The sequence below is a fragment of the Sphingomonas sp. GM_Shp_1 genome (assembly GCF_026540895.1).
Taxonomy (GTDB): Bacteria; Pseudomonadota; Alphaproteobacteria; order Sphingomonadales; family Sphingomonadaceae; genus Sphingomonas.
The window spans coordinates 218,894-238,024 of the sequence record NZ_JALNUR010000003.1; the positions used below are offsets into that span (position 1 = coordinate 218,894).

Genomic DNA, 19,131 nt, shown 5'->3' on the forward strand with positions numbered 1-19,131 from the left:
GATGGCCGCTCGCCCCTGGCGTCCCGATCCTGCGAGTGCGGCGGAACGCATCGACTGGCCAGAGGAGTTCGGTCGCCGTTTCCTGGTCACCGTCGATGTCGAGGAGGAGTTCGACTGGACGGCTCCGCTCGACCGGCGACATCGATCGACCAAGGCGATGCGGGCCTTCGCGCCGGCGCATCGTCGCTTTGCACAGGCCGGGGTCGGGCTGACCTGCATGGTCGACTATCCGGTCGCGGTCGATGCGGCGTCGATCGCGGCCCTGTCCGAATGTCTGGACGATGGCCGGTCGGAGATCGGAGCACAGCTTCACGCCTGGGTCACGCCCCCGCATGAAGAGGTGGTCGATCCGTTCACCAGCCATGCGGGCAATCTGCCGCCCGCATTGGAGGCGGCGAAGCTCGATCGGTTGACCGACGCCATCACCGCGTCGTTCGGGCGGGCGCCGCGCATCTTCCGCTCGGGGCGCTATGGGCTGGGGCCTTCCTCGCTGCCGCTGCTCGCCGAGCGGGGTTATCGGATCGACAGCTCGATGCGGGCGCTGCACGATTATGGCGGCGGCGGCGGCATGGATTTCAGCGGGATCGGCTCGCATGGCTTTCGCCGTGATGGGCTGATCGAACTGCCGTTGACCAGCGTCTATACCGGCTTGCTGCGCGGACGGGGGCAGGCGCTCTATCCCCGCGCGGGGCGGCTTCCCCATGGTCGGGGCGCGATGGCACGGCTGGGGCTGTTGTCTCGCATTCCCCTGACGCCCGAAGGGGTGGGTATCGGGGATGCACTCGCCGCGATCGATCGGGCGCTGGCGGATGGCGTGCGGCTGCTGACCTTTTCCTTCCACTCGCCGACCCTGGAGCCGGGGCACACCCCCTATGTCCGCAATGCGCGGGACCGAGAGATGTTCGATCGCTGGTGGGATGCGGTGTTCGAGCGCCTGGCGCGGCACGGGGTGACCACGACCACCGTTTCCGAAATCCTCGCGGTGCTGGATCGCCCGAACGGTTGAACCGGGCGGCGGTCGCACCGCCCGGCTCGTCTGGCGTCAGCGCTTCATCGCCTCGATCAACTTCTTCACGTCCTGGCTGCGGCCACGCGGCAGGATCAGAACATCGTCGCCGCTCGCCACGATGATGAGGTCCTCGACATCCACCGCCGCGACGCGGACCCGGTCGGTGCGGATCAGGCAGTTGCGGGTGTCGATGGCCAGCACCTCGCCGCGATGGCTGTTGCCGAACACGTCCAGATCGCTGATCGCATGCAGCGCGTCCCAGCTTCCGACGTCGTTCCACCCCATCGACACGGGCACCACGGCCACGCGGTCCGCGCGCTCCATGACGGCATAGTCGATCGAATCGGACGGGCAGGCGGCGAACTCCGCCTCGTCGGGGACCAGGCGTTTGCCCTCGCGCCGCGCCGCCCGCATCGCCTTTTCGGCGGCGACGAGCATTTCCGGCGCATGCTGGCCCAGCTCCTCCAGATAGCGATCGGCGCGGAACAGGAAGATGCCGCCGTTCCAGGCATAGTCGCCGCGTGCCAGCATCGCCTCTGCGCGCTCCAGCCGGGGCTTCTCGACGAAGCGTGCGACCTGGTGCACGCCCTTGGCGATCTCGCGGCCGACCTGGATATAGCCGTAACCCGTCTCGGGCTTGTCGGGCGCGATGCCGAAGGTTGCGAGCCACCCTTGCGACACCATGGGCAGCGCCGAGCGGATCGCGGCGTGGAAGGCGTCGAGATCGGCGATCACATGGTCCGAGGGCATGACCAACAGCACTTCCTCGGGCCGCGCGGCGAGGGCAGCCAGCGCGATGGCGGGTGCGGTGTTGCGGGCCACCGGCTCCAGGATCAGCAGTTGCGGTGCGGTTCCGGCCTCGACCAGTTGCTGCTCGACCAGGTCGGCGTGACGCTGTCCGGCGACGACGATGGGGGCGGCGAACCCGTTGGCATTGGTCCGCTGCGCCGTCAGTTGCAGCATGGTTTCATCGGAGGTGATGGGAAGAAGCTGCTTGGGCATCTCCGGTTTGGACATCGGCCATAACCGGGTGCCGGACCCGCCGGAGAGGATTACCGGCACGATCTGATTATTCATGAATGCCCCTTCAAATTGCCGTACAACCCGTGGGATCGGTGTGTACGATCGTCTCGTCACGCGCCACAACGCATTTCTTCACGTTTCGTTTGTCATTTATTGCAAAAATTATGGACGGTTGCGCGACGGGGCGCATGGGGACGATCGCCAGATAGATGATCCGCCTGTTTAAACATTATGTCCCACATGCCGCGCTGCTGCTCGGGTTGGTCGATTTTCTGCTGCTGATCGTGGCGGCGGAGCTGGGCTGGCTGATCCGCGCGCGGCAGATCGGCTTCCCCCCCGGAACGCTGGTCGAGCGCTTGCCCCAGGTGCTCAGCTTCGCCATCCCGCTCCAGATCGCGTTGCTGGCGGTCGGCGGCTATGCGGCGGCGTCGTTCCTGTCGTTGCGCTTCGCGGCGGCACGGTTGATGGTCGCGGTGTCGATGGGGGTCATCCTCCTGTCGCTGATCTTCTTCTTTTTTCCGGGGCTGTCCTATTGGCGCTCCAGCCTGTTCTTCTCGATGCTGATCGCCATCGTCCTGCTGGTGCTGGAGCGGGCGCTGATGGGACGGATGCTGGGCGGCGATCGGTTCAAGCAGCGGGTCATCCTGATGGGCGCGGGCGACCGGGCCGCCGCGATCATGGCGCTGGCGCGCCAGCCGGGATCGAACTTCGTGGTCGCCGGGGCGATTGCGATGAACGAGGCGGAGACGGCGGTTCCCGAAGCCACCCCGCGCAGCGCCATTCCCAATCTGCAGGAATTCGTCATCGAGCGGGAGGCGACGGAGGTCGTGCTGGCCCTGCAGGAACGTCGTAACGCCTTGCCCTATCAGGACCTGCTGCGCGTTCGCACGACCGGGGTGCAGGTCTATGAACTTTCCAGCTTTCTGGAGCGGCAGACGGGGCGCATCGATCTCGCCTCGGTCAGCCATAGCTGGCTGATTTTCTCGGAAGGCTTCGCCTCGGGCCGGATGTGGTCCGCGATGTTCAAGCGCACCTTCGATATCACGGTCAGCCTGATCCTGCTGGTCTTCGCGGTGCCGGTGATCCTGCTGACCGGAATCGCCATCCGGCTGGAATCCAGCGGCCCCGCCTTTTATCGCCAGCGTCGGATCGGCCTGTTCAACCAGCCCTTCGACATATTAAAGCTGCGTTCGATGCGTCAGGATGCGGAAATCGCCGGGCAAGCCGTCTGGGCCGAGAAGGACGACCCGCGCATCACGCGGATCGGGCGGTTCATCCGCAAGGTGCGGATCGACGAATTGCCGCAAATCTGGTCGGTGCTGATGGGCGAGATGAGCTTCGTCGGCCCGCGCCCCGAACGCCCGCAATTCGTCGAGCAGTTGGAACAGCAAATCCCCTTCTATGCCGAGCGGCATATGGTGAAGCCGGGGATCACCGGATGGGCGCAGCTCAACTATCCCTATGGCGCATCGATCGAGGATGCGCGGCACAAGCTGGAATATGATCTGTATTACGCCAAGAATTATTCGCCCTTCCTCGACGCGCTGATCCTGTTGCAGACGCTGCGGGTGATCCTCTGGCCGACGGGCGCACGATAGGCGTGAGCGAGGCGACGAAGCCGCCTTATGCCGGGCGTGATCGGCGTCGCTCGACTCCCTATCCGATGCTGCGGCGCAAGCGTCGCATCTGGCGACGGCGTTCGATCCGGCGGCGGATCAGGATCGTCGCGGTTCTCGCCGCCATTGCCCTGGCGATCGGGGGGCTGCTGACCCTGCTTTACAGCGGCAGTCCGCCGGTCGATCCCGCGCAGGCGCTGCGGCGCGCGACCCTGGCGCTGGAGGCGGGGAATTACCACGCCGCGCACGACCAGGCGCGACAGGCCGCCGGAGCCGACCCTCGCTCCGGCCAGGCGCAGATGATGCTCGCGCGGACCAGCCTGTTGCTGGGGCAGGGGGTGACGGCGGAGGCCGCGCTCGACCGTGCGCTGGCCGATGGGGTGCCGAGGGTTCGGACGCTCGCCTATCGGGCGGAGGCCCGGCTGCTGCTGGACAATGTGGCCGGGGCCCAGGATGCGGTGGACCGGATGCCCGCCGAGCGCGATGCCGCGATGATGCGCGTCGCGGCGCAGCTTCGTGCCGCGCAGGGCAAGAGCGGTGCCGCGCTTCGCCGAAGCCTGGAGCAACTGGTCGCCCGCTTTCCCAATGATGCGCGCGGCTGGACCGATCTGGGGCGCAGTCGCTTCGGGGCGGGGGACATGGACGGCGCGACACAGGCGGCGGCGCGGGCGGCGGCGCTGGCCCCCGCCGATCCCGCCGCGCTGACCTTGCAGGGCGAGGTGGTGCGCGCTCGCTACGGCCTGACCGCAGGGCTGCCCTGGTTCGAGGCGGCCCTGGCGCGCGATGCCTATTATCATCCCGCCCTCATCCAATATGCCGCGACGCTGGGCGATCTGGGTCGGGCGTCCGATGCCGTGGCGGCGACGCGGACCGCGCTGGTTTCCGAACCCGGCAGTCCCGAGGCCCTGTATCTGCAAGCGGTGATTGCCGCGCGGGCGGGCAAATATGCGCTGGCGCAGCATGCGCTGCAATTGACCGGGGGCGCCCTGGCCGCCCGGCCTTCGGTCGCCTTGCTCGACGGCGCGCTGGCCTATGCCCAGGGCCGGCCGCAGCGAGCGGTGCGGGTCTGGTCGCGACTGGTGGCGATGCAGCCGATGAACGTCGCGGCACGACGCTTGCTGGCCCTGGCGCAGGTCGGGATCGGCGACCGGGCGGCGGCGCTGACGACGCTTCGCCCCATTTTGTCGCGCGCGGACGCCGATGGCTATGCGCTCCGCCTCGCCGCCATGGCGCAAGCGGGGGATGGCACCGCGCTGATCGACCGGATCGCCAAGGCACAGCGGGGCGATGCCACCATTTTCCGTTCGGACCGTACAGTCGGCGACCTGTCGCTCGCCGCCGCCGGCTCGCCGACCGACCCGACCTATGCGCTGGGGCTGATCCGGGGGCTCGCGAGCCATGGCGATCAGGCGGCCGCCTTGCAAAAGGCGCAGGCGCTGGTTCGTGCCAGCCCGGGCGCAGCGGTCGCGCAAATGGCCTATGGCGACATGCTCGCGGTGACGGGACGCATGACCGAGGCGGTCGGCCCCTATGCCCGCGCGGCCAATCTGACCTTTGACGAGCCCGCGATGCTGCGCCTCATCGACGCCTATCAGCGTATCGGTCAGTCGCGCGCGGCGGCGACGGCCCTGGGGCTGTATCTGTCGCAAAACCCGCAAAGCGTGCCCGCCCGCCGTCTGTTGGCGGCGTGGCAAATGGCGGCGGGACAATGGGACGACGCCATCGAGACGCTGGAGGGGTTGCGGACGCAACTGGGGCCAGGCGACATCGCGTTGCTGCACGATCTGGCCATCGCCTATGCCGAGAGCGGCGACGGGGTGGTGGCGCGGCGTTATGCAGCGGCGGCCTATCGGCTCGACCCGATGAATGCCGGGGTGGCGGATGCTTATGGTGTCGCGCTAGCCGCCGATGGCGAGGAAGCGGGCGCGCGGCAGTTGTTCGACAAGGCACTGGCATTGGCACCCGGCGATCCCGTCATCCTGAAGCACCGCGCCGCGCTATAGGCCCGGCGCTTGGCAGGAGGCGGGGGGCGTGGTTAGAGGCACGCCATGACCGACCTCGACCCCCGGATACTCGAACGCATCGCCGCCGCGCTCGAACGTCTCGCCCCGCCGCCTCAGCCTTCCGCCGATCCGCTCGCGCATCCGGCCTATCTTTGGAGGAACGGCGTGCTCACCGCCGCGCGCGGCTTTGCGCCGGTGCCCTTGTCGCTTCTTCAGGGGCTGGATCGCCAGCGCGAATCGCTGATCGCCAATCTGGAGCGACTGGCCGACGGCCATGCGGCGCAGGACGTGCTGCTCTGGGGCGCGCGAGGCACCGGCAAGTCCGCGCTGGTCAAGGCGGGCGTCGCCGCCGTGCAGCAGCAGCGCCCCGGTCGGCTGGCGCTGGTATCCGTCGATACGCTCGAAAGCCTGCCCGAACTGTTCAGCCTACTGGAGGGCGTGGACCGCGCCTTCGCGGTGTTCATCGACGATCTGGGGTTCGACGGCGCGAGCGAGGCGCGGGCGCTGCGCTCGCTGCTCGACGGCGGGGCGGAGGCGCGCCCCGCGCATGTCCGCTTGCTGGTCACGTCCAACCGACGCCACCTGCTGCCCCGTGATCTGGGCGAGCAGGATAGCGCCATCAATCCGCGCGACGTGGTGGACGACCAACTGGCGCTGTCCGACCGGTTCGGGTTGAGCCTGGGTTTCCATACGCTCGACCAGGACGGCTATCTGGCGATCGTGCGGGCCTATGCCGATCGCCACGACCTGCCGTTCGACGGGGCCGAGGCGGTCAACTGGGCGACGCGCCGGGGCAGCCGTTCGGGGCGTGTCGCGTGGCAATATGTGGTCGATCTGGCGGGCCGGATGGGGCGGTCGCTGTAATAATTTCGGCGACAGTTGAAAAAGCGCTTGCGCCCATCCGAACCGCTGGCTATTGGCGCGCCTCCAGCACGGATCGGCCTTCCCGAAAGGCTTAGAAAACCGGTCCGTACTCTCTAGTCGGGGAGTAGCTCAGCCTGGTAGAGCACTGCCTTCGGGAGGCAGGGGCCGGAGGTTCGAATCCTCTCTCCCCGACCATTTTCGCGATAGCGCGAATACCCTCCGGGGTTTCCCAGCACCGACATCGATCGTCGCGGCCAGCATTCATCCCAGCCGTCATGTAAAGAAAAACCGCCCCGCAATGGTGTTGCGAGGCGGTCACGATCGAAGCGGGCCAGGACCTGGAATGTCCCGGCTACGCTCGACTACGGATCGATCAGTGCGTGCTGTGCAGCGACGGACGGTCGGCGGACAGGCCGGCCGGGGCAAGCTTGGTGTTCAGAACCCAGCCGACATTGTCGTTCTCATCCGCGACTTCCCACCACAGGCCGTTCTTCGTACCGGTCGGATAGACGGTGGATCCGGCCGGGATTGTGCGAATCACCTTGGCCGAGGCTGCCGCGCTGCTCCGCAGGGCGATATCGGCCTGCGCCGTGAAGGTCTTGGCGGGCGCGGCCTCGGCCGTTCCGGCGGCCCCCGGCGTAATGAGGCCCAGGCCGCTCACCAGCTTCGAATAGGCCTGGATGAACGACAGGGTCACGATGCGGCCGATATCGGTATTGTCATAACCGCCACCCACGGCCCCCGCGACCGCGAAGAAGCCGCCGCCACCCAGTGACAGGTTGTTCTTGGCCGCATAGCCCTCTTCGGTGGCGATCGTCTCGGTGGTGCGGACATTGGTCAGCGAGAGGACGGTGTTGGCCTCCATCTTCTTCGACTTGATGCCGCCCAGCAGGCCGCCCACGCGGCCGCCCAGCAAACCGCCGATCCCCGCCGCGGCGCCGCTGCCGCTGGTATTGGAATTGGCGCCCTGAACCTCGGCGACCAGCACATAGTCCGCCGCCTTCACCTGACCCTGGCCGACATTCGATCCGCGTTGCAGGCCCAGATTGCCGCCCAGCGCGCGTTCGCGCTCCGCCGCATTCAGCCCCGCGCCGCGATCGACCAGGTTGAAGCAGCCGGACCGCTGGACCAGCACCTTCAGCAGCTTGGACGGGGGTGCGAGGTTCCACGCGCCCGTCACGCTCGACGTGTCGCCATCGACGATCGACAGTGTGCCCAGTTTGCGTGCGCAATGCGGCACGTCATTCGCGGTGGCTTCCTGCAAACGCTGTCCACTGCTCGGCTTGGCGAGCTTCTGGGCGGCGACGGGGCCGGAGGCGATCAGGCCAAGGCTGGCGATGACGGTGGCGACGGACGATTTGATCACGGTAAGCTCCCCAACAAACCGCACGGCCTTCAGGGATTGCCGCCCCCATGACCGTGCATCCTGCGCAGGCGTCTAGCACTCCGACGCAGGACAGGCTAGGCGCTGCGGGATCATGACCACGCCGCTCGACAAGATTCGCAACTTCTCCATCATCGCGCATATCGACCATGGCAAGTCGACGCTCGCCGATCGCCTGATCCAGTTCACCGGCGGCCTGACCGACCGCGAGATGAGTGAACAGGTTCTCGATAACATGGAGATCGAGAAGGAACGCGGCATCACCATCAAGGCGCAGACTGTGCGCCTGGCGTATAAGGCGCAGGACGGCGAGACGTACACGCTGAACCTGATGGACACGCCGGGCCATGTCGACTTCGCCTATGAGGTCAGCCGCTCACTGGCGGCGTGCGAGGGCGCGCTGCTGGTGGTCGATGCGGCGCAGGGCGTCGAGGCGCAGACACTGGCCAATGTCTATCAATCGATCGAGCACAACCATGAGATCGTGCCCGTCATCAACAAGATCGACCTGCCCGCCGCCGAACCCGAAAAGGTCCGCGCCGAGATCGAGGATGTGATCGGCATCGACGCCTCGGGCGCGGTGCTGGCCAGCGCCAAGTCGGGCATCGGCATCGGCGATATTCTCGAATCGATCGTCAAGAACATCCCCGCGCCCAAGGGCGATGCGACCGCGCCGCTGAAGGCGATGCTGGTCGATAGCTGGTATGACCCGTATCTGGGCGTCGTCATCCTGGTGCGCGTGATGGAAGGTACCCTGAAAAAGGGTCAGCAGATCAAGTTCATGCAGGCGGGCACCACCCATCTGATCGATCGCGTCGGCTGTTTCCGGCCCAAGATCGAGCAACTGACCGAATTGGGCGTCGGCGAGATCGGCTTCATCACCGCGCAGATCAAGGACGTGGCGCAGGCCCGTGTCGGCGACACGCTGACCGACGCCAAGAGGCCGACCGACCAGCCGCTGCCGGGCTTCAAGGAAGTTCAGCCCGTCGTGTTCTGCGGCCTGTTCCCGGTCGACGCCAACGATTTCGAGAAGCTGCGCGAGTCGATCAGCAAGCTGCGGCTGAACGACGCCTCGTTCAGCTTCGAGATGGAGACATCCGCCGCGCTCGGCTTCGGTTTCCGTTGCGGTTTCCTGGGCCTGCTGCATCTGGAGATCATCCAGGAGCGGCTGACCCGAGAGTACGACCTGGACCTGATCACCACCGCGCCGTCGGTGGTCTACCAGATCGAGCTGACGCATGGCGGCGGGCAGATCGACTTGCACAATCCGGCGGACATGCCCGATCCCAACAAGATCGAGTCGATCAGCGAGCCGTGGATCGAGGCGACCATCTATGTGCCCGACGAATATCTGGGTTCGATCCTGAAGCTGTGTCAGGACCGGCGCGGTATTCAGAAGAACCTCACTTATGTCGGCGGCCGGGCGCAGGCGACCTATGAGCTGCCGCTCAACGAAGTGGTGTTCGACTTTTACGACCGGTTGAAGTCGCTGTCGAAGGGCTATGCCAGCTTCGACTATCATCAGATCGGCTATCGCGAGGGCGACCTCGTCAAAATGTCGATCCTGGTCAACGAGGAGCCGGTCGATGCGCTGTCGATGATCGTCCATCGCGGCACCGCCGAGACGCGCGGACGCGGCATGTGCGAGCGGCTGAAGGAACTCATCCCACGCCACCTGTTCAAAATCCCGATCCAGGCCGCGATCGGCGGCAAGGTCATCGCGCGCGAGACGATCAGCGCGATGCGCAAGGACGTGACCGCCAAATGCTATGGCGGCGACGCAACCCGTAAGCGCAAACTGCTGGAAAAGCAGAAAAAGGGTAAGGCGAAGATGCGCGAGTACGGCTCGGTCAGCATCCCGCAGGAAGCCTTCATCGCCGCCCTTCGCATGGGCGACGAAGCGTAAACCCTTCATTCCTCCCCAAGCTCTGTTTGGGGAGGAATGAAGCGGCCTTCAGCCTCCCCAAAACGGGAGAAAATCGTTCCTTGCGCGTTACAGCCAAAAGCCGCCATCACGCCGCTTCAGGGGCACGCCATCGATGAAACCATTTCCCATCCTCGCGCTATTCGGCGCGCTGAGTGTGTCGGCGCCCGCCGTCGCGCAGAATCGCGCGCCCCTGGTTCTTGCCGCGGCCAGCCTTCAGGAATCGATGACCGCCGCCGCCGATAGCTGGGCGAAGAAGGGGCATCCCCGGCCTGTCATCTCCTTCGCCGCCTCCTCGGCCTTGGCGCGACAGGTACAGGCGGGGGGCAAGGCCGATCTGTTCGCCTCGGCGGACGAGGAATGGATGGACGTCCTGCAAAAGGACGGGCTGCTCGCCGACCGGACCCGCAGCGCCTTCCTGGGCAATCGGCTGGTCGTCATCGCACCAGCGGGCAAGGGCGGTCAGGTGACCACGCGGACGCTGGCAAAGACGCTGTCCGCCGGGCCGCTCGCCATGGCCGATACCGACAGCGTACCGGCGGGCAAATATGGCAAGGCCGCACTCGAAAAGCTGGGCGCATGGAGCGCCGTCGCCCCGCATGTGGTGCGGGCGGAGAATGTCCGCGCGGCGCTCGCTTTGGTCGAGCGGGGCGCCGCGCCTTATGGGATCGTCTATGCGACGGATGCCAAGGCGTCGCCGCGCGTCCATGTCGTCGGCCTGTTTCCGGCGGCCAGCCATAGCCCGATCACCTATCCGCTCGCCCGGTTGAAGGCCTCTACCAACCCCCAGGCCGAAGGCTTCCGCCGCTTCCTGCTGTCGAGCGAGGGCAAGGCGATCTTCCGGCGTTACGGTTTCTCGACGCGATGACGGTCTGATGCTGTCACCCGAGGAATGGGGCATCGTCCGGCTATCGTTGCTCGTGGGCGGCACGGCGATGCTGGTGACCCTGCCGATCGCGTTCGTCCTGGCATGGCTGTTGGCGCGGGGGCGATTTCCGGGGCGGGTGCTGCTCGACGGCATCGTCCATCTGCCATTGGTGGTGCCGCCGGTCGTGACCGGCTGGGTGCTGCTCCTCGCCTTCGGGCCGGAGGGACCGATCGGTCGCTGGTTGAGCGAATGGTTCGGGGTGACTGTGCTGTTCCGCTGGACCGGGGCGGCGATCGCGGCGGCGGTCATGGCCCTGCCGCTGGTCGTGCGCGCGATCCGTCTGTCGATCGAGGCGGTCGATCCGCGTCTGGAACAGGCTGCGCGGACGCTGGGCGCGGGGCGGGCCCGGGTCTTCGCCACTATCACCCTGCCGCTGTGCGCGCCGGGCCTGTTGGCGGGCCTGGTGCTCGGCTTCGCCCGCTCGATCGGGGAGTTCGGGGCGACGATCACCTTCGTCTCCAACGTGCCGGGGGAGACGGCCACCCTGCCGCTCGCCATCTATTCCGCGCTCCAGCGTCCCGGCGGCGAGGATATGGTGTGGCGGCTCGCGACCGTATCGGTGGTGCTGTCGCTGATCGCGCTGGTCGCGTCGGAATGGCTGGCGCGGCGCATGGGGCGGGGTCTGCATGTCCTTTGACGTCGATGTTTCCGTCTTGCGTGGCGACAGCCGAATCGCGGCGCGCTTCGCGACCGGCCCCGGCGCCACCGTGCTGTTCGGTCCGTCGGGCGTGGGCAAGACCAGCATCCTGCAAATGGTGGCGGGATTGCTCCGTCCCGAAAGCGGCCATGTCCGCGTCGCGGGCGAGACTCTGTTCGATGCGGATGCCCGTATCGATGTGCGGCCGGATCGGCGGCGGATCGGCTATGTCTTTCAGGAGGCGCGACTATTCCCGCATATGCGGGTCGCAGCCAATCTCCGCTACGGGCAGCGGCGCGGGGAGGGCGATAGCGATGGGATCGTGGCGATGCTAGGCATCGGCCATCTGCTCGATCGCTGGCCGCGCAGCCTGTCCGGCGGCGAGGCGCGGCGGGTGGCAATCGGGCGCGCACTGCTCAGTGGCCCGCGCGTGCTGCTGCTCGATGAGCCGCTATCGTCGCTCGACCGCGCGCGCCGAGGGGACATTCTCGACGCGCTGGTGGCCGTACGGGACCGGACAGGAATTCCGATCCTGATGGTGACGCACGATCCGGACGAAGCCGAACGCATCGCCACCGATATCGTCCGGCTTTAGATCAGCTCGAACGTCTTGCGGTCGCCATCGACCGAACTGGTCGCCACCCACAGGTCATACTGTCCCGGCTCGACCACCCAGTCATCCTCGCCCCAGAAGCGCAGGTCGTCGCGGGTCAGCGACAGGCGCACGGTCCGCGACTGGCCGGGGTTCAGCGTCACCCGTTCGAACCCCTTCAATTCGCGCACCGGGCGGGTCCGGCTGGCGACCTTGTCGTGGACATAGAGTTGCACCACCTGCGACCCCGCCCGTGAGCCGGTGTTGGTGACGGTCGCGGTCACCTCCATCCTGTCGGTCATGCGCGGCGGTACCGTGACGTCGGAAACCCGCCACTGGGTATAGCTGAGGCCATAGCCGAAGGGATAAAGCGCCTCGTTCTTCGTCTCGCGATAGCGGGCCTTGTATTCCTGAGTTCCGGTGTCGGGCGCGGGGCGGCCCGTATTCTTGTGATTGTAGAAATAGGGCTGCTGCCCACTCTCGCACGGGAAGCTGACCGAGAGTTTGGCCGAAGGGTTCACATCGCCGAACAGCACATCGGCGATCGCGTTGCCGCTCTCCGAACCCAGGAACCAGGTGGCAAGAATGGCGGGCGCGTCCTTGACGGCACCGTGCAACGCCAGCGCGCGGCCGTGGCGGAGCAGGACGACCACCGGCTTGCCCGTTGCCGCCACGGCTTCGGCGAGGTCCATCTGCGCTTGCGGAATGGTGATCTCCGCCCGCGACTGCGCCTCGCCCGACATGAGCTGCGTCTCCCCGACAGCGAGCAGCACCACATCCGCCGCCCGCGCCGCCGCCACCGCCGCGTCGATCCCGCCGGGGATGGCGGCTTCGACATCCGATCCCTTGACCACATCGACCGTCAGCTTGCGATTGCGAAGCCCCTGCGCGACCGAGACGTTCAGCCGGGCATCCGACATGAAGGCCCAGGTCCCGACGACATTGTCCCGGTCCTCACCGAACGGGCCGATCAGCGCGATGCGTCCCGGATCGGCCTTGAGCGGCAGCAGATCGCCCTCATTCTTCAGCAACACGATCGAGCGCGCCCCCGCCTCGCGTGACAGCTTCAGCATGGCGGGTGTCGATACCTGGGTCCGCTCCGCCTTTTGGCTGATCGAGCGATAGGGATTGTCGAACAGCCCGATGGCGTCCTTCAGCGAAAGGACACGGCGCACCGCCTCGTCCAGCCGGGCCATGGGAACCTCGCCCTTCTCGACCAGATCGGGTAGCCATAGATTGAACAGGTTGGAGGCCATGGCCATGTCCATCCCCGCCAGGAACGCCTTCTTCGCGGCGTCGCGACCATCGGCGGCATAGCCATGCGCGATCAGTTCCTCATCGGCGGTGTAGTCGCCGACGACCATCCCCTTGAAACCCCATTGCTTGTGAAGAAGGTCGGTCAGCAGCCAGTGATTGCCCGACGACGGCACGCCGTGGATGTCGTTGAACGCCGACATGATCGTCGCGACCCCGGCATCGACACAGGCCTTGAAGGGGGCGAGGTGAACCTCGTGCAGGGTCTGGGGTGAAATCTCGGTATAGTTGTAATCCATGCCGCCGCTGACCGCGCCATAGGCGGCGAAATGCTTGGCGCAGGCGGCGACGCTGGTCGGGTCGCGCAGGTCACGCCCCTGAAAGCCGCGCACCCGCGCGACGGCGAGCCTGGTGCCCAGATACACATCCTCGCCCGAGCCTTCCGCGACGCGCCCCCAGCGCTGGTCGCGCGCGACATCGACCATGGGGGCGAAGGTCCATTGCATGCCCAGCGCGGTCGTCTCGATCGCCGCCGCTCGTGCGGTGCGCTCGGCCAGGTCGGGGTCGAAGGCGCAGGCCTCCGCGATCGGCAGCGGATAGGCGGTGCGAAGGCCATGGATCACATCGCCCGCGAAGATCAGCGGGATCTTCAATCGCGTCTGCATCATCGCGTCCTGCGCCGCCTTCGCCCCCGCATAGCCGACGCCATTGAACAGCATCCCGATCTCGCCCTTGCGGATGCGCGCCATTTGCGCGGCGGCGTCGTTACGCGCTGGCAGGCCGGGGTTGAAGGGCAGGCCGATGGGCCGGATCTGGTCGGAGAAGCAGGACAATTGCCCGGCCTTCTCCGCCAGGGTCATCCGCCCGATCAGCGTTTCGATCCGGTCGGATTGCGCGAGCGCCCGACCACCCAAGGACAGCCCGGCGATGGTCGCGCCGGCCTTGAGCATCTGGCGACGATCCAGGGTGGGGGACATGGCACGCTCTCCTGCAACATGATGATTTTGTCATGTCGCTACCGCCGAGGGGCGGCGGGGGCAAGGTCGCCGCACCAGAGGGCGCCGTGGATCAGGCGCGGGGTGCTGCAATGGGCGGGATGGGGAGGCGGGGTGCCGGGCGTCCATAGTTTCAGGCGGCGCAGCGTCTCGGGCATGTCGGAGTCGATCACGGGCAGGGTATTGCCGTCGCCATAGCGCGTCACGCTGCGATAGCGCAGCATGGGGGCATAGCGCCCCGACGTGCCGAGCCGGTTCACCGTGATCCAGAAGGCGAAGGGCGCATCCGATGTCGGCTCGGCAGAGATGATCGCGCCGCGCAAGGGTCCGTTTTCGATATAGCGAACCGCCTGATTGTTGTTGCGACCGGTCTTCAGGCCATAGACCGGCACGAACCTGTCGCCTGTTCGGTCATAGCCCAGGACGATGGTCCCCACGACCTGATCGCCATTGCTGCCGTGAAGGCTGGCCGCCTGCACCCAGAGCAAAGGACGATCGGGTTCGGCCCGGATGATGCGTACGTCGTCGAGATAATGCGGCCGGTCATAGATGGTCGCCGGTCCCGTCCTGACCAGCATCGCGTCGAGCGACGGGCGACAGCTTTTGCCACCGTCGCGCGTGACGCAAAGATGGAGTTCGCCGAGAACCTTCTCTGTCCCCCCGCCGAACGGGTCGGGTGTCTCCAGCCCCTGGGTCACAAGCAATTGCCAGCCCGGTTTCAGGCCAAAGGGTCGTGAAAGCTCGACCGGGGGCGGGGCGGTGTTGGCGGTCATCGTCAGGGCGATGAGGGGGAGCGTGGAAGACAGGCGACGATAGCTCATGCCGATGACCCCTGGTGAACGCGACGTCGGACGACGACCTGCTGGCGTTGTCAGGGGGAGTCTCCGCCGAGGCGAATGGCCAACGGATGAAGTCGGGGTGACATTCCGGCCAGTCAGAGGCTGACATTGGGCGGGGAGCGACGTTTCCTCGCTGGCAGGGGAGGAATGAAGATTGTGCAGTTTGAATGTCGATGGGGCCTAAAACAGCGTCGTCAGCAGGACCCCGCCGATGATGGCGACACCCGACAGGATCTGCCGCGCGCCCAGAGCCTCACGGAACAGGCGGTGCCCGGCCATGGCCGCGATCGGCGCCTCGATGATACCCAGCGCCCGGACCGGCGCGGCGGGCGACAGGGCGAGAGCGACGAACCAGCCCGCCGAGGCGCAGGCGCCGCACAGCCCGGCCCCCAGGGATGGACGCCAGCGGCGCAGCACTTCCGTCAAGGTGGCCGGATCGCGCCAGGCCAGGATCAGGCCGAGCGCGAGGCTCTGCATCGCCTGCACCACCGCGACACAGACCAGCGCGGCGAAGACCGGATGCGAGGAGTCCAGCGCGAGCGCCGCGTGGCGGAACGCGTTGAGCGAGAAACCGAAGAACAGGCCCGACGCCAGTCCCATCGCGGCCCCGATCAGCGAGGCGCGACGCTGTTCGGGTGGCGGCCAGGACAGGGCGACCAGACCGATGGTTGTGACGACCACGCCGACCCATGCGATGGCGCTGATCCGGTCGTGATAGACGATGAGGCCGAGCAGGGCGGCCAGCGGCAGCGAGCTCTGCTGAAGCGCGGTGCCGACCGCGAAACCCGAGCGGCGCATGGCGTCGAGCAGCGCGGCGGTGGCGAGCACCTGGGCCGTCGCGCCGACGATGGCCGATAGCCAAAAGGGCCCGGACCAGTGGAGATCCGCTCCCGGCGTGAAATGACGGGCGACGGTGACGAACAGGATCGAGAAGGGCAGCCCGAACAGGAACCGCACCAGCGTCGCACCCCATGGCCCCGACGACGACATGACCCCGCGTTGCAGGGCGTTGCGGCCGACCTGAAAGGTCGCGGCGGCGACCGTGGCGGGTATCCATAACGGGTTGGACATGGGTTATTCGTCCTGAACTTGCCTCAAACGAAAAAGAGCGGCCCGTTGCCGGACCGCTCCTTCGGTAGCAAAGCCTGGCCACGCGGTCGGACATCGTCGGCTGTGCCGACGCTGCCGCCCGCCGTGGCGAGTCCGTGGATCGCTCGCGCAATCCACGGCTGCCCGCGTCTTAGCGCTTCGAGAACTGGAAGCTGCGACGCGCCTTGGCGCGGCCATACTTCTTACGCTCGACCGTGCGGCTGTCGCGGGTCAGGAAGCCGGCGGCCTTGACCGGAGCACGGAGAACCGGCTCGTACTTGGTCAGCGCCTGGCTGATGCCGTGCTTGACCGCACCGGCCTGGCCCGACAGACCGCCGCCCTTGACGGTGCAGATCACGTCATACTGACCTTCGCGCTCGGTGATGCCGAACACCTGGTTGATGACGAGACGCAGCGTCGGACGCGCGAAATAGACTTCCTGATCGCGACCGTTGATCGTGATCTTGCCCGAACCCGGCTTCAGCCAGACGCGAGCCACGGCGTCCTTACGACGGCCGGTGGCATAGGCGCGGCCGAACTTGTCCAGTTCCTGCTGACGCAGCGGGGTGGTGCTGACGCGCTCGACGGGAGCGGCGGCGGGGGCTTCACCCTCGACGGCGGGCTGCGCGGTCGCGGCAGCGGCCTGCTGGTTCAGCGTGGCGCCGAGATCGGCGAGCGACTGGCGGTTGTCGGACATTATGCGCCCACCTTGTTCTTGCGGTTCATCGACGCGATGTCGAGGACTTCGGGGTTCTGAGCGGCGTGCGGATGCTCGGTGCCGGCGAAGATGCGCAGGTTGCGCATCTGCTGACGACCCAGCGGACCACGCGGGATCATGCGCTCGACGGCCTTTTCCAGGACGCGCTCGGGGAAGCGGCCTTCCAGGACCTTGGCGGCGGTGATGCCCTTGATACCACCGGCATAACCGGTGTGCTTGTAATACACCTTCTGGCCCAGCTTGTTGCCGGTGAAGCGCACCTTGTCGGCGTTGATGACGATGACATTGTCACCGCAATCGACGTGCGGGGTGAAGCTCGGCTTGTGCTTGCCGCGCAGGATGTTCGCGATGATCGTGGCGGCGCGGCCGACAACCAGGCCGTCGGCGTCGACGATATGCCACTTCTTTTCCACCTCGTGCGGCTTGGCCGCCTTGGTGGTCTTCATGAGCGCCTTCATGGGCGTGAGACCTTTCGGTTTGAAATGCAACACGCCGCCCTTTGTCTTGGGCGGCGCGAACGAGGGTCCAATGCTGATCGACGCTCAAAATGTCAAGCAAAGTGCGGCTTTGCTGACGGGTATTATGATACCTTGAGGGCGCGCGCACCGCTGCCGATCCGGTGCGCGGCGGCGGTGGCGGCGATCAGCAGCAGGGCGGCATTGGCCTGATGCGACACCGCGATATCGATCTGCACGCCCGAGAGTAGGGTCGCGACGCCGAGGGCGATCTGGACCAGCACCAATGCGATGACCAGCCATCCGGCGCGCAGCGCGCCCGCCCGGACCGCCCGCACCGCCAACCAGATCAGCCCGGCGGCGGCGGCGAAGGCGAACCAGCGGTGGATGAACTGTACGACCACCGGATTGTCGAAGGCATTGGCGATGGCCGGGCTCATCATCGGCACCCCCGCCGGGAACCAGGCATCGCCCATCAGCGGCCAACTGGAAAAGGCATAGCCCGCGTCCAGCCCGGCGGTCAGCGCCCCGAACATCAACTGCACGAACAGCAGCGCCAGCGCGACGATCCCCGGCATGGTCAGCCGGGCAGGGGCCGACAGCGGGTTCCGGTGAAGCGCCATCAGGTCCAGCGCGGTCCAGACGATCCCGGCCAGAATGACCAGCGCGGTCAGCAGATGGACGGTCAGGCGGATATGGCTGACATCGGTCCGCTCGACCAGGCCGGAGGCAACCATCCACCATCCGATCGCACCTTGCAGCCCGCCCAGCGCGAGCAGCGCAACCAGGCGCGGCTTATACCCCACGGGGATGGCCTTCCGCGCCCAGAACCAGATCAGGGGCAGGGCGAAGGCCATGCCGATCACCCGTCCCAGGACGCGGTGCAGATATTCCCAGAAGAAGATCGCCTTGAACCCGCCCAGCGTCATGTCGCGGTTGAAGGTCCAATATTCGGGAATACGCTTGTAATTGTCGAACTCCGCCTGCCACTGCGCTTCGGTCAGCGGGGGGACGATGCCGGTGATCGGCTTCCATTCGGTGATCGACAGGCCGCTATTGGTCAGTCGCGTGATCCCGCCGACCACGACCATGGCGACGATCAGACCGGCGACCGCAAACAGCCAGCGGGCCAGGGATCGGGGGCGGGCGGTGATCATGAAGGCAGGGCTCGGTTGCAGCATGATCCCGTCATAGAAGCCCGCGCGGTCGTGCGATAGTGGACCGAATGCCTCGTGCGGCTGTGGTGGCGGACCTTGCTCCACCGGTCCGCAGAGCCTAAATCCCGATCATGGCGCATATGCATAACCATCACGAGCCCGAAGGGGCCGATCTGGCCGACGCGGCAAAGGCGACGCTGGAGCGCGCGGGCGAGCAATGGACGGCAATGCGCGCCAGCGTGTTCGAGGCGCTGGCCGGGTTCGAAAAGCCCGCCTCGGCCTATGACATCGCCGATGTCATGTCGAAGTCGCAGGGGCGACGGGTCGCGGCGAACAGCGTGTATCGCATCCTGGACCTGTTCGTCGGCGCCAATCTCGCCCGCCGGGTCGAAAGCGCCAATGCCTATGTTGCCAATGCGCATCCCAATTGCATGCACGACTGCATCTTTCTGGTCTGCGACAAGTGCGGGCAGACGACCCATATCGACGACGACCGCCTGACCGGCGCGGTGCGCGAGGCGGCCAAGGGTGCCGGCTTCAGCCCCGAGCGACCGGTGATCGAGGTGAGGGGACGCTGCGCCGCCTGTGCGGCGAACTGAACCGTCCAATTAAACCGGCAAGTTAGCGCGATCGATACTCCTGCT

17 protein-coding genes and 1 tRNA gene are annotated in these 19,131 nt (G+C 66.7%); 10 read left to right on the forward strand and 8 right to left on the reverse strand.

The features are described 5' to 3' along the window. The first annotated feature begins 1 nt into the window (after nucleotide 1). Entirely contained in the window at nucleotides 2-1,006 is a 1,005-nt protein-coding gene (locus OXQ33_RS03260) for a polysaccharide deacetylase family protein (RefSeq protein ID WP_267433247.1), read from the forward strand. 36 nt (nucleotides 1,007-1,042) lie between these two features. Here OXQ33_RS03260 and OXQ33_RS03265 read toward each other — a convergent pair whose 3' ends face one another. Beyond that, the gene (locus tag OXQ33_RS03265) at nucleotides 1,043-2,086 is read right to left on the reverse strand and encodes a mannose-1-phosphate guanylyltransferase/mannose-6-phosphate isomerase (RefSeq protein ID WP_267433248.1); all 1,044 of its coding nucleotides are present in this window, start codon (nucleotides 2,084-2,086) and stop codon (nucleotides 1,043-1,045) included. A gap of 155 nt (nucleotides 2,087-2,241) precedes the next feature. On the opposite strand from OXQ33_RS03265, the gene OXQ33_RS03270 reads away from it, so the two are divergent. From OXQ33_RS03270 to OXQ33_RS03285, 4 genes are all read left to right on the forward strand, one after another. Continuing rightward, on the forward strand, nucleotides 2,242-3,630 hold the full coding sequence (locus OXQ33_RS03270) for a TIGR03013 family XrtA/PEP-CTERM system glycosyltransferase (protein ID WP_267433249.1): 1,389 nt from the start codon (nucleotides 2,242-2,244) through the stop codon (nucleotides 3,628-3,630). A gap of 2 nt (nucleotides 3,631-3,632) precedes the next feature. After that, nucleotides 3,633-5,651, forward strand: a complete 2,019-nt coding sequence (locus tag OXQ33_RS03275) for a tetratricopeptide repeat protein (protein ID WP_267433250.1) — start codon at nucleotides 3,633-3,635, stop codon at nucleotides 5,649-5,651. Nucleotides 5,652-5,696: 45 nt separating this feature from the next. After that, nucleotides 5,697-6,515 carry an ATP-binding protein gene (locus tag OXQ33_RS03280; protein WP_267433251.1) on the forward strand — a complete coding sequence of 273 codons (819 nt, stop codon included), beginning with the start codon at nucleotides 5,697-5,699 and terminating at the stop codon, nucleotides 6,513-6,515. Between the two features lie 118 nt (nucleotides 6,516-6,633). Beyond that, nucleotides 6,634-6,710, forward strand: a tRNA-Pro gene (locus OXQ33_RS03285). Nucleotides 6,711-6,888: 178 nt separating this feature from the next. On the opposite strand, the gene OXQ33_RS03290 is transcribed toward OXQ33_RS03285, so the two are convergent. Then, nucleotides 6,889-7,881, reverse strand: coding sequence for an SH3 domain-containing protein (locus OXQ33_RS03290; protein WP_346015335.1), 993 nt, complete (start codon nucleotides 7,879-7,881; stop codon nucleotides 6,889-6,891). Nucleotides 7,882-7,993: 112 nt separating this feature from the next. Between OXQ33_RS03290 and lepA the strand changes: the two genes are divergently transcribed. The 4 genes from lepA (at nucleotide 7,994) to OXQ33_RS03310 (ending at nucleotide 11,983) form a co-directional block, all read left to right on the forward strand. Further along, on the forward strand, nucleotides 7,994-9,805 hold the full coding sequence (lepA, locus tag OXQ33_RS03295) for a translation elongation factor 4 (RefSeq protein ID WP_267433252.1): 1,812 nt from the start codon (nucleotides 7,994-7,996) through the stop codon (nucleotides 9,803-9,805). A gap of 133 nt (nucleotides 9,806-9,938) precedes the next feature. Then, the gene (modA, locus tag OXQ33_RS03300) at nucleotides 9,939-10,691 is read left to right on the forward strand and encodes a molybdate ABC transporter substrate-binding protein (RefSeq protein WP_267433253.1); all 753 of its coding nucleotides are present in this window, start codon (nucleotides 9,939-9,941) and stop codon (nucleotides 10,689-10,691) included. A 7-nt stretch (nucleotides 10,692-10,698) separates the two neighbouring features. After that, entirely contained in the window at nucleotides 10,699-11,388 is a 690-nt protein-coding gene (gene modB / locus OXQ33_RS03305; RefSeq protein WP_267433254.1) for a molybdate ABC transporter permease subunit, read from the forward strand. Then, nucleotides 11,378-11,983 (forward strand): ATP-binding cassette domain-containing protein, encoded by a 606-nt coding sequence (locus tag OXQ33_RS03310; RefSeq protein WP_267433255.1) that lies wholly within the window; start codon nucleotides 11,378-11,380, stop codon nucleotides 11,981-11,983. Before modB ends, OXQ33_RS03310 begins: the two co-directional genes overlap by 11 nt. On the opposite strand, the gene OXQ33_RS03315 is transcribed toward OXQ33_RS03310, so the two are convergent. The 6 genes from OXQ33_RS03315 to OXQ33_RS03340 all read right to left on the reverse strand — a co-directional run bounded on the left by OXQ33_RS03315 (nucleotide 11,980) and on the right by OXQ33_RS03340 (nucleotide 18,487). Further along, the gene (locus OXQ33_RS03315; RefSeq protein ID WP_267433256.1) at nucleotides 11,980-14,211 is read right to left on the reverse strand and encodes a glycoside hydrolase family 3 N-terminal domain-containing protein; all 2,232 of its coding nucleotides are present in this window, start codon (nucleotides 14,209-14,211) and stop codon (nucleotides 11,980-11,982) included. The two genes, OXQ33_RS03310 and OXQ33_RS03315, sit on opposite strands and share 4 nt — an antisense overlap. Before the next feature lie 38 nt (nucleotides 14,212-14,249). Further along, a complete protein-coding gene (locus tag OXQ33_RS03320; RefSeq protein ID WP_267433257.1) occupies nucleotides 14,250-15,050 on the reverse strand; it encodes a hypothetical protein in 801 nt (266 codons plus the stop codon). 198 nt (nucleotides 15,051-15,248) lie between these two features. Then, nucleotides 15,249-16,139, reverse strand: coding sequence for a DMT family transporter (locus tag OXQ33_RS03325; protein ID WP_267433258.1), 891 nt, complete (start codon nucleotides 16,137-16,139; stop codon nucleotides 15,249-15,251). 169 nt (nucleotides 16,140-16,308) lie between these two features. Next, nucleotides 16,309-16,854 carry a 30S ribosomal protein S9 gene (rpsI, locus tag OXQ33_RS03330; protein ID WP_267433259.1) on the reverse strand — a complete coding sequence of 182 codons (546 nt, stop codon included), beginning with the start codon at nucleotides 16,852-16,854 and terminating at the stop codon, nucleotides 16,309-16,311. Then, complete coding sequence (rplM, locus tag OXQ33_RS03335; RefSeq protein ID WP_037568175.1) at nucleotides 16,854-17,333, reverse strand: 50S ribosomal protein L13; 480 nt, start codon at nucleotides 17,331-17,333, stop codon at nucleotides 16,854-16,856. The genes rpsI and rplM overlap by 1 nt, the downstream gene beginning before the upstream one ends. A 122-nt stretch (nucleotides 17,334-17,455) precedes the next feature. Next, nucleotides 17,456-18,487: a COX15/CtaA family protein gene (locus OXQ33_RS03340; protein ID WP_267433260.1), complete on the reverse strand. Its 1,032-nt coding sequence runs from the start codon at nucleotides 18,485-18,487 to the stop codon at nucleotides 17,456-17,458. Nucleotides 18,488-18,618: 131 nt separating this feature from the next. Between OXQ33_RS03340 and OXQ33_RS03345 the strand changes: the two genes are divergently transcribed. Further along, nucleotides 18,619-19,086 (forward strand): transcriptional repressor, encoded by a 468-nt coding sequence (locus OXQ33_RS03345; protein WP_267433261.1) that lies wholly within the window; start codon nucleotides 18,619-18,621, stop codon nucleotides 19,084-19,086. The last annotated feature ends 45 nt before the right edge of the window (nucleotides 19,087-19,131 follow it).

Excerpts from the sequence above, each read along its gene's own strand:
- OXQ33_RS03265 (WP_267433248.1), bottom strand. The coding sequence starts at position 2,086 with ATGAATAATCAGATCGTGCCGGTAATCCTCTCCGGCGGGTCCGGCACC.
- lepA (WP_267433252.1), top strand. The coding sequence starts at position 7,994 with ATGACCACGCCGCTCGACAAGATTCGCAACTTCTCCATCATCGCGCAT.
- modA (WP_267433253.1), top strand. The coding sequence starts at position 9,939 with ATGAAACCATTTCCCATCCTCGCGCTATTCGGCGCGCTGAGTGTGTCG.
- OXQ33_RS03310 (WP_267433255.1), top strand. The coding sequence starts at position 11,378 with ATGTCCTTTGACGTCGATGTTTCCGTCTTGCGTGGCGACAGCCGAATC.
- rplM (WP_037568175.1), bottom strand. The coding sequence starts at position 17,333 with ATGAAGGCGCTCATGAAGACCACCAAGGCGGCCAAGCCGCACGAGGTG.
- OXQ33_RS03345 (WP_267433261.1), top strand. The coding sequence starts at position 18,619 with ATGGCGCATATGCATAACCATCACGAGCCCGAAGGGGCCGATCTGGCC.
- OXQ33_RS03260 (WP_267433247.1), top strand. The coding sequence starts at position 2 with ATGGCCGCTCGCCCCTGGCGTCCCGATCCTGCGAGTGCGGCGGAACGC.
- OXQ33_RS03270 (WP_267433249.1), top strand. The coding sequence starts at position 2,242 with ATGATCCGCCTGTTTAAACATTATGTCCCACATGCCGCGCTGCTGCTC.
- rpsI (WP_267433259.1), bottom strand. The coding sequence starts at position 16,854 with ATGTCCGACAACCGCCAGTCGCTCGCCGATCTCGGCGCCACGCTGAAC.
- OXQ33_RS03320 (WP_267433257.1), bottom strand. The coding sequence starts at position 15,050 with ATGAGCTATCGTCGCCTGTCTTCCACGCTCCCCCTCATCGCCCTGACG.
- OXQ33_RS03315 (WP_267433256.1), bottom strand. The coding sequence starts at position 14,211 with ATGTCCCCCACCCTGGATCGTCGCCAGATGCTCAAGGCCGGCGCGACC.
- OXQ33_RS03340 (WP_267433260.1), bottom strand. The coding sequence starts at position 18,487 with ATGATCACCGCCCGCCCCCGATCCCTGGCCCGCTGGCTGTTTGCGGTC.
- OXQ33_RS03325 (WP_267433258.1), bottom strand. The coding sequence starts at position 16,139 with ATGTCCAACCCGTTATGGATACCCGCCACGGTCGCCGCCGCGACCTTT.
- modB (WP_267433254.1), top strand. The coding sequence starts at position 10,699 with ATGCTGTCACCCGAGGAATGGGGCATCGTCCGGCTATCGTTGCTCGTG.
- OXQ33_RS03280 (WP_267433251.1), top strand. The coding sequence starts at position 5,697 with ATGACCGACCTCGACCCCCGGATACTCGAACGCATCGCCGCCGCGCTC.